The following is a 10,627-nucleotide window of genomic DNA, read 5'->3' on the forward strand; positions in this document are numbered from 1 at the left end:
AGTCAATTCCACGTTCGTAATGTTTGCCGGTGGACAGATTGACCAGAAGTGGTGTTAATAGCGGCTTGCCAGTCAGAACCCAGTCATGATACTGGAAGAAATAGTTTACTGGATTCAGGTCATGGTGCAGTCAAGTTTATTACTCGAGTAATAGAAACAAAGTGTTCCTATTTGCATTTATCTTGATAATTGAAAGTAAAAGTCCATGGCTTTTGCCGACAGGGTGAGGCATTAATTGGGGGCTAATAAAGGATGATTATATAACGAAACTTTTGTCAACAAATCTTGTCCAAAAATTATGATCGGTAATGCAATTCATTTAATTGCTCATTTCAAGAGGTTGTTACTATGCAGGCTTCAGGTGTAAACCAGGTTCAACAAGGTGCCCACGATGCAGTTGACAATCTGCCATCGGCTGGTGTTTCACGCCATATAAGGAAAAAAGCAACAGATTTTGGCCGATGCGTTGCCATTATTACTGCGGCAGTACCTTTTTGTGTAGGTTGTATCGGACATCATTACCTGTTTACCAGTACCGAGCTAGGACGTCGGTTAAAAGCACGTGAATCAGACACTGCGATGAAGGTGGTAACTGTTCTAGAGGCAATTTGTATATATCCTGTGATTGTGATCGTTACGAAAATTGCCGAACAGGTATGTATGCGCCCTGGAGGCTTTATTTTCGAGCGAGTCTGTACTTTGTTGGATGCGTGTGAGCGACAAGCAGCCGGGGATGACGTACCGCATGAGCTGCAAGCAGCCGGGGATGACCTTCCAGATCGACCAGAATGAAGTAGATAGGGATGCTCTTCTCAATAGGTGCAGATTTGGCTTCTTTTCTGCACCTTAAGATAGTCGCGTGTCAAGCAAGCATTGGTTTCAGGAAGCGGCCGGTATGAGACTCTGGAACATCCGATACGGCTTCCGGGGTGCCAGTGGCAATAATCTGCCCGCCGCCATCACCACCCTCCGGGCCCAGGTCAATAATCCAGTCTGCCGTTTTAATCACATCCAGATTGTGCTCAATGACGACCACGCTGTTGCCATGATCCCGCAAACGATGAAGGACAGTGAGTAGCTGTTCAATGTCATGAAAATGGAGCCCGGTGGTGGGCTCGTCCAGTATATAGAGTGTTTTACCGGTATCCCGTTTGGACAGCTCTTTCGCCAGTTTCACCCGCTGGGCTTCACCACCCGACAAGGTGGTAGCGTTCTGCCCGAGATGAATATAGGAAAGCCCTACATCCATCAGGGTTTGCAGTTTGCGCTTGATCGCGGGTATTGGATCGAAATATTGCAGTGCTTCTTCCACGGTCATTTCAAGTACTTCGTGGATGTTCTTGCCTTTGTATTTTACTTCCAGTGTTTCGCGGTTATAACGTTTGCCCTTACAGACATCGCAGGCAACGTAGATATCTGGCAGAAAGTGCATTTCTACTTTGATAACACCGTCTCCCTGGCAGGCCTCGCATCGGCCACCCTTGACATTGAAGCTGAATCGGCCGGGTTTATAGCCCCGTGAACGAGCCTCCTGAGTGCCGGCGAAGAGTTCACGAATGGCGGTAAAAATCCCGGTGTAGGTGGCCGGGTTAGAGCGTGGTGTCCGGCCAATGGGACTCTGGTCAATATCAATGCATTTATCAAAGTGCTGAATGCCGGTCAGCTTTTTATAGGGAGCAGCGGTTAATGTCGTTGCTTTATTGAGCGCTGTGGCGGCCAGCGGATACAGTGTGCCATTGATTAAGGTGGACTTGCCGGAGCCCGACACGCCGGTAACACAGGTCATTAAACCCACTGGAATTTCCAGCGTGACATGTTTCAGGTTATTGCCGCTGCAACCACTGAGTTTCAGGGTTTTCTTCGGGTCTGCGGGTGTTCTGTTGGATGGCACATGGATCTTGCGAATACCTGAGAGGTATTGACCCGTTAAAGAATCCGGCGAGTCCATGATCTGTCCGGGGGTTCCCTGGGCGACGATGGCACCACCATGAACACCGGCACCGGGGCCAATATCGATAACATGGTCAGCGCTGCGAATGGCATCTTCATCATGTTCCACGACGATCACCGTATTACCCAGGTCTCGCAAACGGGTCAGCGTATTCAGAAGGCGTTCATTGTCCCGTTGATGCAGCCCGATACTGGGTTCATCAAGAATATACATAACCCCCACAAGACCTGCGCCAATCTGGCTGGCCAGTCGTATTCTCTGGGCCTCACCACCGGAAAGGGTGTCCGCACTGCGCTCCAGGGTAAGATAGTTCAGGCCGACATTGACCAGAAAGCTCAGGCGATCACAGATTTCCTTAAGTACTTTTCTGGCAATCTCACCACGGCGGCCGGGCAGGTCAAGATCCTGAAAATAGACCAGTGCTTTTTCAACGGGCAATTTAACCAGGTCCGGCAGGGTTTCATCCTGGATAAATACATTTCGGGCTTCTTTGCGTAAACGGGTGCCTTTACAGGATGGGCATGGCTGGGTACTGAGGTATTTGGCCAGCTCTTCCCGGACGGACTGGGAGTCGGTGTCCCTGAAACGTCGCTCAAAGTTGGGAATAATGCCTTCAAAAATATGTCGTTTTTTATAGACATCCCCCCGGTCATTGACGTAACTGAAATTGACCTCTTCATCACCGGACCCATGAAGAATAATGGTCTGCTGTTCCGGGCTTAAGTCATCAAACGGGGTGTCAATGCTGAAGCCGTAGTGAGCGGCCAGTGATTTCAGCAAGTGAAAGTAGTAAACGCTGCGCCGGTCCCAACCACGGATTGCGCCTTCTGCCAATGTTAATTCAGGATGCTGTACTATACGATCCTGGTCGAAGAACTGTTTAACACCCAGCCCATCACAAGTGGCGCATGCTCCGGCCGGATTGTTAAAGGAAAAAAGCCGTGGTTCCAGCTCATTGAGGCTGTAACCGCATTCCGGGCAGGCGAAACGGGAAGAGAAGACAATGTCGTCTTTAGCGTCATCATCCATGTAGCTGACAGTAGCAAGGCCATCGGTCAACTCAAGGGCCGTTTCAAACGACTCGGAGAGGCGCAGTTGTAAATCATCACGCACCTTGAAGCGGTCTATGACCACTTCGATGGTGTGCTTCTTCTTTTTATCCAGTTTTGGTGGTGTATCAAGATCCGTAACAATCCCGTTGATTCTGGCACGGATAAAACCGTTGCTTCTCAGTTCGTTGAATACATGGAGGTGTTCACCCTTGCGCCCCCTGACCACCGGGGCCAGCAGCATCAGTTTGGTGCCTTCGGGCAGTGCCAGAACCTGGTCTACCATCTGACTGACGGTTTGAGCTTCCAGGTGCAGGTGGTGTGTCGGGCAGTGTGGAATGCCGACGCGGGCAAACAGCAAGCGGAGATAGTCATAGATTTCTGTGATCGTACCGACGGTGGAGCGCGGGTTATGGCTGGTGGATTTCTGCTCAATGGAGATAGCCGGCGAGAGTCCTTCGATATGGTCTAAATCGGGCTTTTCCATCATGGATAGAAACTGGCGGGCATAGGCTGACAGGGACTCAACATAACGACGCTGGCCTTCTGCATACAGCGTGTCAAAGGCCAGGGAAGATTTACCGGAACCCGATAGTCCGGTGATTACTATCAGGCTGTCACGGGGCATCTCCAGGTTGATGTTTTTCAGATTGTGTGTACGTGCGCCCTGTACGGTAATCTTTTCCACAGCCTTTTCTCCGTGCCAGTGAGAGAGCCTGTTGGTGGCCTTTCTGCAAGCTGAAAAAGGTCACCAACAGGCTCTGAGAGCAAACGGAGTATTATAAGTAGTCGATCGCCAAGTCTGTAGTAAAAATTGCGACATTCAGCAAAAGCATCCAGAGGTGGCCGTTGAAGTAAAGGCCACCTTTGCTGTTGGTAAAATAGCCAGGGCATCGACAGTCCCATTTCAGTGCGGCTGAATCCAGAGCCAAGGTCAGAATTTGACCGGTATAAGGATACTCTGAAACTCTGGATATGACGTTGTTCAGTGTGTCGGACCATGCAGTTTCATCATTCTTGAACTCAGATGTTTTGTTGTCAGGGGCTGCGGCACCAGGATTTATATAGGATTGAATATAACGCCAGCCATGATATCCGAGGCTCAGGAGGTAGTAGGTAAAAAAGAAACCTTTGGTCATTAACCTGTCCGGTTTATTGCTGATATCCATTAATTTCCCGCTGCAGGGGCAGGCTTCCTGTTGAGTCCAGAGGATATTTCCCGAGTCCAGGAGTTTGTAGACGTGTACTGCCATATAGGACCACATCAGCAGGTTGCGGGTAGTGAGTAATATCTGTCTGGTTTCATGGTAGGGGCTATGGGAGATCAGAATGACTGACTGATCATTAGGGTCATTTGACATGGGGAGCTTACAGTCTGTGCTTTTCAACGCTTGCAATTTTTCAATGTGGTCGTTACTTGAGATTGTGCAAAGGGTTTCTTTTCCGTGTTCATTAATTGTCGTGTAGCTGGCTGACATCGAGAAGCCTGTGGTTTCTTCTTTGATGGTGTCGGACAGACATGGGAGAGAAATGGTAAGCAGCATGGCCTGGATGCATTGAAACCAAAAATTAAACAAATGCCGTGTTATTTTGATAGTTTTATTATTCTTGGCAACGGTGTAGGTGCTTTTTGACATGGATAATGTTTATCCCTCTGGTTTACTCTCCAACCAACGTGCTGGTTTTGAATAGCGTTCTAAAAGGGTACCAACCAAAAGATTAATTTATTTGATTTTGCAGGCTCCTGCGTCAGTCAGGCACTTTAAGTAGTTAACCAAATGAAATCATATTTTCTGACTAAGTGGACAGTCACTCTGCGGCGTTACAACTCCGGTCACATAGCTACGGCTATGCTCCCTGCGTTGTGCCTTGCATAGTAACTGTCCACTTAGCCAGAAATATACGATTCCATTTGGCCAACTACTTATAGAAAATGCCTTGTCCGGTTTAAATTGCCATATCAAGGGCAAAGTGAAATAAATCCAGACCGAGCATCAGACTGTTTATGTTAAAGCCAAAGTTAGGGGCCTCCAGCCACCACATAATAAGATCTGCGCTGATGACCAGGATGTGGCCTCCAAGGCCAAGGCTTTCAGGTTCATCGTTATTACGGTTATCCCGGCCATCAGGATAAAAGTAAGATGAGAGGTGTTTACCAAGGAATGGGTAGAGTGTCTGGTTGGCATTACGGGACAAGCCTACATTATATAGTGCCGAAAAACCCAGGTATTTCAGTGCTTCACCAGGATGAAAAACCACCAGATTGAGGACAGCAAAAGGTAAGGTGCGAGAGATATTGACGGCATGGAGGCCGCTGTTTAACCACATTAAATAGTATTTGGATGTCATCAGGATCGATCTGGGACCAGTGTTTGTTTTTAATGTGACCTCAACATCAATATCAGGGTTATTTCGAAGTGTTTCCAGAGTACAGCCAGCTTTGTGCAGTCTTTCTCGTTCTTCTTGAGTTTCATTCCCGGTCACAATGCAGCTGGTTTCTGAGCCATCACTATTTTGCTTTTTGTAATGTGCCGAAATAGGGGGTTCTGAAACTGATGTATCAGCAGGAATTGCTGTAGTTGCAGCAAGTAAGGGAAAACAAATGACCAATATAAGAAAGATGTTTTTTTTAAAAATATCACTCATTAATTAATCTACTCACGTGAGGATAGCGTACTTATTCCTGATAGTTTCGATGTCAGGCTGCTGCCGCCAGCGGTAAACCAGATCCTGATACGTGTGCTCGGCTGTTGTTTTTGATGATTTTGATGTTTTTGATAGGCACACAACGAATTTTCAAGAGGCTTTGACTTGTATTTATAGTCAGCATGTTAAGGTAGCAACAGTGACATTTTGTCGCAGACGCAAGAGAGTGTTTTTGCCTGACCACCTGACCTGGCGACGATTGCCTGAGTGCCGGGTAAAGCATCAACGGGTCTCATCATCACTGATGATGATTACCCCTGGGCTATAATCCGTGAGCATGCTTTCTGCATAGCATCCGGGATCTGAATCCTGATAGACTTGCGGCGACACTGTTTATCAGTAATTTTATCAGTTATAACCACCAAAAAAATTCAGGACTTTGCTGTTATCCCATGTCATTTGTTGAATTAAAAGCGGCTGTATCCCTTACCCTGGTCTTTGTCTTTCGGATGCTTGGGCTGTTTATGGTACTGCCTGTTCTGGCTCTTTTTGCTGACGATCTTCAGGGAGCTTCGCCCAGTTTGATCGGGGTGGCCATTGGTGCCTATGGGTTCAGCCAGGCCATATTACAGATTCCGTTTGGCTGGCTTTCTGATCGCTGGGGCAGGAAGCCCGTTATTCTGCTGGGACTGTTTATTTTTCTGTTGGGAAGCCTGCTGGCGGCACAGGCTACCACCATCGAGGGGGTGATTGCCGGGCGTATTTTACAGGGGTGTGGTGCCATTGCCGGTGCGGTGACAGCGTTGATGGCTGACCTTACCCGGGATCAGCATCGAACCAAGGCCATGGCCATGATTGGCATGGGCATTGGCCTTGCCTTTGCCATTGCCATGGTACTGGGGCCGGTGGTCAGTGATATCTGGGGGCTGTCCGGACTCTTTATCGCTAATGCCCTGATGGCGGTGGCAGCGATGCTGGTGATTATCCTGCTGGTGCCAACGCCGGTCATTAAACGGCGGGACTTAAACAGTTCTGTTGATCGTCAGGTGTTGCATCAGGTCTTCACTAACCCGGAGTTGCTGAGGCACATTATTGGCATTTTTACCCTCCATTTTGTGTTGATGGCTTTATTTATTTTTATTCCCGAGCTGTTGAGCAAAGATTTTGATCGCTCTGCCCATGGCGGTATTTATCTGGCCGTCCTGGGCCTGTCATTTGTTATGATGATCCCCCTTATTATTTTCAGTGAGCGTCAGCGACTGCTCAAGCAGTGCTACAGCTTCAGCATTGTCATTCTGTTCGTGGCTTTTGCGCTGTTTTATCAAGGCATGCTCAGTGCCACGATGTTGTTGGCTGGCTTATTGATTTTCTTTTTTGGTTTTAATTTTCTGGAAGCCACGCTGCCATCCCTGGTCAGCAAACTCGCACCTGTGGGAACCCGTGGCACTGTCATGGGAGGCTACTCAACCAGTCAGTTTCTGGGGGCTGCCCTGGGCGGCAGCCTTGGGGGCGTTGCCATGGAGTATGGCGGTGTTCCCGCTGTCATAATGCTTTGTACAATTCCCACTGCCCTGTGGTGCTGGTTGTCTGTTACTATGAAGCAACCACCTTATGTGAGTACTATGGTAATGGCCCTGAATCCTGAGCTTGGTGATGTCAGTTCGGTGGGAGAGCGGCTTGCTGGTATTGACGGTGTTCAGGAAGTGACTGTGCTTGCCGCTGAGAAAACAGCTTATCTGAAAGTTGATAAGCAGGTACTGAACTGGTCCGAGTTAAGGCAGTTTGGGCAGTGCTAGGAGGCTGTCGGACTTAAGCGTCCGTAGCGAGGATTGCGAGAAATTGAGGATAAAAATTTCTGCTTCTGAGGAGAATAGCCGGGCTATTTGACGAAGAAGCAGGAATTTTTAGACCAATTTATCGCAACCGCAGTAGGACAGTCTTAAGTCCGACAGCCTCCTAGGAGGCTGACCGAGAATAGCGCCCATAGCGAGGATGGCAGAAAATTGAGGATAAAAAGTCGGAAATTTTTAGTGAATAGTGGTTCTATTTGCTAAAAATTTCCGACTTTTTAGACCAATTTGCTGTCACCGCAGTAGGGCAGTCTATTCTCGGACAGCCTCCTAGGTTCAGATATTAAACCTGCGGGTTGATACAGAATAAAAACGGGGAACCAGATACAGGGCCTTTGTTTTAATAGAGAATTTTTAATATGGAGTGGTCCTGTAAGGTCACTCCATGGTGTCTTCAATGAATGGACTCTGTTCTTGGAGGCTGTTTGAGTTTGAGTGAATATGGCGGAGAAGCTAAATGGCTCGAGGCGTTAATAAAGTAATACTGATTGGTAATCTGGGTAACGATCCGGATGTACGTTTTACTCCCAATGGCAGTGCCGTTGCCAACCTGAGTCTGGCAACCAGTGAGTCCTGGAAAGATCGTAATACCGGTCAGCAACAGGAGAAAACGGAGTGGCACCGGGTGGTTATTTTCGGCAAGCTGGCTGAGATCGCTCAACAGTACCTTCGTAAAGGATCAAAAGTCTATATCGAAGGTAAGCTGCAGACACGCAAGTGGCAGGGTCAGGACGGTCAGGATCGGTATACTACCGAGATTGTTGTTGATGGATTCAGCGGCCAGCTGCAGATGCTGGATGGCCGCCAGGAAGGCGCTATGGGTGCTCCGATGGGAGGTGGCTACCAGCAGCAGGCACCGCAACAGCAGCAGTCTTATGCTCCGCAGCAGCCTCAGCAATACGGATCACCACCACAACAACAGCAACAGCATCAACCAGCGCAGTCGCAGCAACCGCAATCAACTCCCCAGCCACAGCCTGCTGGAGGTTTTGACGATTTTGACGATGATATCCCGTTCTGAGTTAAGAACCTCTCTCCGCGAACGCCGCCGGGCATTAAGCGCTGACCAGCAGGTCAGCGCTGGTGTAATGTTGTGTGATATTCTCAGTGCCCGGCCTGAGCTTGCAGATAGCCAGCACATTGCAATTTATATAGCCAGTGATGGTGAAATAAATCCGGACGTTCTCCGTGATTTTCTCTGGAGTTCTGGCAAACAATGTTATCTGCCAGTGATTGGGAGCAATAACAACCTTCTGTTTATTGAATACCTGCCCAACACTCATCTGGTTTTGAATCGTTTTGGAATCCCTGAGCCTTCCTTGCAGGAGGTAGAACCGATTTCACCGGAAAAGCTGGATGTTGCCCTTGTACCTTTAACCGGTTTTGATGAAGCTGGCAGAAGGCTTGGCATGGGTGGAGGCTTCTATGACAGAACATTTGCTTTTACCCGGACTGCAAAAAAGCCAATACTTATCGGCCTTGCCCATGAGTGTCAGAAAGTTGAATCGATTCCTGTAGAACATTGGGATATAGACATGTCTGGTATTGCAACGGACAGTCGCTATTATCCGGTATAATTTGTTCAGGTAAAAACCACCCTGTTTTACTCAGAGGGTGGTGCTGTTTGGATATTGTCAGAGATTAACATTAATCATTTAGAATATCGCGGACTAATAGCTTTCGCAGGCTTCCCCGGGAATACGCATAAGAGCTGGTTTACCGTAGGCAGATGTTAGTGCAGTAATCGTTGATACTTTTGAGTCGGTTCCAGAATTTGTCAGACAGAAAGATACATCATCACCCTTTATGATAGAGGCTTGAGCTTTTCCATAACTGTACAATGTGCATGAGCTTTTCTGGACATTGATAGTAGACGTTTGTCGACCATCAGAAACAGTGACGAATAAGTCAATTGGGTTTTCAGTGATGTATGCGCTTCCTGCCGTTGACCACCCGGTCATCTGCTTAACTAATAACAGGTTGGTGATACCTCTGTTTTTTGGCACAAAAAGATTGTCGCCAATATGCTCAAATTGTGAGTCGTTCTGTATTGATCCCTGATTTACCAGAACGCTGTCGATATAATAGCCATCCTCGGTCGTCAGTGTCATCATGCCACAGACGTAGTCGTTGGCAACGGGCAGTAATCTTAATAGCTGGCTCAGGAAGACGTTGTGGGCAACACGGTTGGAAAGAACGTTGGTAGCACCGAAGTCATAAACCTTTTGCGGGATGTATGACAATACTTTTGTAAAGGGGCTTTCCGGAGCATAGTTTCCGCCACCTATAAGAATGGTCGCATGAGCAGCCAGTTCAAGGAAAGAGAAAGTACCGCTACTGAGAATGGCTGACAAAGAACTCCCGCCTGAATACCCATCCTCAACCCCGACTCTGGTATCGGAAGGGGCTCCCCATGTTGCCGATGTGATTGATAACAATAAAACGATGAATAAACACTTTCCTCTAAACATGCTAACCCCTTATCCGGATGGCTGTTTTAATTAAGAAAAACGGTTCTCTCTAAATAAAGATCAGAACCGAACGGTTGGACAGTAAGCGAGCCTTATTATTCCTAGCTTTAAATATATTTTTTTGAAATATTTCATGACTGTTTATTAATTTAAGCTCGGTAATGGAACTCGCTTACTGCATGGAGAGATACTAAAAGGGATTCTAGAGTAATATTTTATTTCCGCAAAATGGTATGGCTATATAAAAAAATAGATAAATGTTTTTTTTTCATATAAGGGGGTTTTCATAATCAATATATATAAAGCAGTAGTTGTTATATTTCTTGTCAGGTTGTTTTTAATTAGTACTATGGTTTTTATCTTGTAGTTAATAAAATGGTTTTTCTGTGAATCGTTATATAATTTTGCAAATAATCTTTGAGTGATTTTTAATTTATGCGATTTAACCATTATGCAAAAGCAGGCGTGCTTTCTGTTGATGTGGCAAGGCATGCGTTCATGGATCGTCCCGGACTGTTGGCATTGATTCGCCATGTAGCTGGTGGCTTCTTTTATTCCATGGATGAAATTGTCCTGATGGAACACCAGATTAAAGATGCAGCCATGGCAGGTGCCGATGCTATGGAAACGTCAGCTCTGTGAAGGTTGGTCAGATGAAGT

At 47.2% G+C, this 10,627-nt stretch carries 9 protein-coding genes; 5 read left to right on the forward strand and 4 right to left on the reverse strand.

Annotated features, from left to right (window positions below; genetic code table 11):
* Positions 1–348: 348 nt before the first annotated feature.
* The gene (locus tag ACO6V1_RS20190) at positions 349–792 is read left to right on the forward strand and encodes a hypothetical protein (protein ID WP_422468231.1); all 444 of its coding nucleotides are present in this window, start codon (positions 349–351) and stop codon (positions 790–792) included.
* A 70-nt stretch (positions 793–862) separates the two neighbouring features.
* On the opposite strand, the gene uvrA is transcribed toward ACO6V1_RS20190, so the two are convergent.
* From uvrA to ACO6V1_RS20205, 3 genes are all read right to left on the reverse strand, one after another.
* The gene (uvrA, locus tag ACO6V1_RS20195) at positions 863–3,688 is read right to left on the reverse strand and encodes an excinuclease ABC subunit UvrA (protein ID WP_422468233.1); all 2,826 of its coding nucleotides are present in this window, start codon (positions 3,686–3,688) and stop codon (positions 863–865) included.
* A 91-nt stretch (positions 3,689–3,779) separates the two neighbouring features.
* Positions 3,780–4,544, reverse strand: a complete 765-nt coding sequence (locus ACO6V1_RS20200) for a hypothetical protein (RefSeq protein WP_422468235.1) — start codon at positions 4,542–4,544, stop codon at positions 3,780–3,782.
* Between the two features lie 403 nt (positions 4,545–4,947).
* Complete coding sequence (locus ACO6V1_RS20205; protein WP_422462506.1) at positions 4,948–5,484, reverse strand: hypothetical protein; 537 nt, start codon at positions 5,482–5,484, stop codon at positions 4,948–4,950.
* 614 nt (positions 5,485–6,098) lie between these two features.
* Here ACO6V1_RS20205 and ACO6V1_RS20210 point away from each other — a divergent pair.
* The 3 genes from ACO6V1_RS20210 (at position 6,099) to ACO6V1_RS20220 (ending at position 9,073) form a co-directional block, all read left to right on the forward strand.
* Complete coding sequence (locus tag ACO6V1_RS20210; RefSeq protein WP_422450202.1) at positions 6,099–7,442, forward strand: MFS transporter; 1,344 nt, start codon at positions 6,099–6,101, stop codon at positions 7,440–7,442.
* Between the two features lie 511 nt (positions 7,443–7,953).
* Positions 7,954–8,517: a single-stranded DNA-binding protein gene (ssb, locus tag ACO6V1_RS20215; RefSeq protein WP_422450203.1), complete on the forward strand. Its 564-nt coding sequence runs from the start codon at positions 7,954–7,956 to the stop codon at positions 8,515–8,517.
* On the forward strand, positions 8,501–9,073 hold the full coding sequence (locus tag ACO6V1_RS20220) for a 5-formyltetrahydrofolate cyclo-ligase (RefSeq protein ID WP_422450204.1): 573 nt from the start codon (positions 8,501–8,503) through the stop codon (positions 9,071–9,073). Before ssb ends, ACO6V1_RS20220 begins: the two co-directional genes overlap by 17 nt.
* 93 nt (positions 9,074–9,166) lie before the next feature.
* Here the strand turns inward: ACO6V1_RS20220 and ACO6V1_RS20225 are convergent, their stop codons facing one another.
* A complete protein-coding gene (locus tag ACO6V1_RS20225; RefSeq protein WP_269675406.1) occupies positions 9,167–9,967 on the reverse strand; it encodes a hypothetical protein in 801 nt (266 codons plus the stop codon).
* Between the two features lie 498 nt (positions 9,968–10,465).
* On the opposite strand from ACO6V1_RS20225, the gene ACO6V1_RS20230 reads away from it, so the two are divergent.
* Positions 10,466–10,609: a hypothetical protein gene (locus ACO6V1_RS20230; protein WP_422450205.1), complete on the forward strand. Its 144-nt coding sequence runs from the start codon at positions 10,466–10,468 to the stop codon at positions 10,607–10,609.
* The last annotated feature ends 18 nt before the right edge of the window (positions 10,610–10,627 follow it).

The organism is Endozoicomonas sp. ALC013 (assembly GCF_049310205.1).
Taxonomy (GTDB): Bacteria; Pseudomonadota; Gammaproteobacteria; order Pseudomonadales; family Endozoicomonadaceae; genus Endozoicomonas.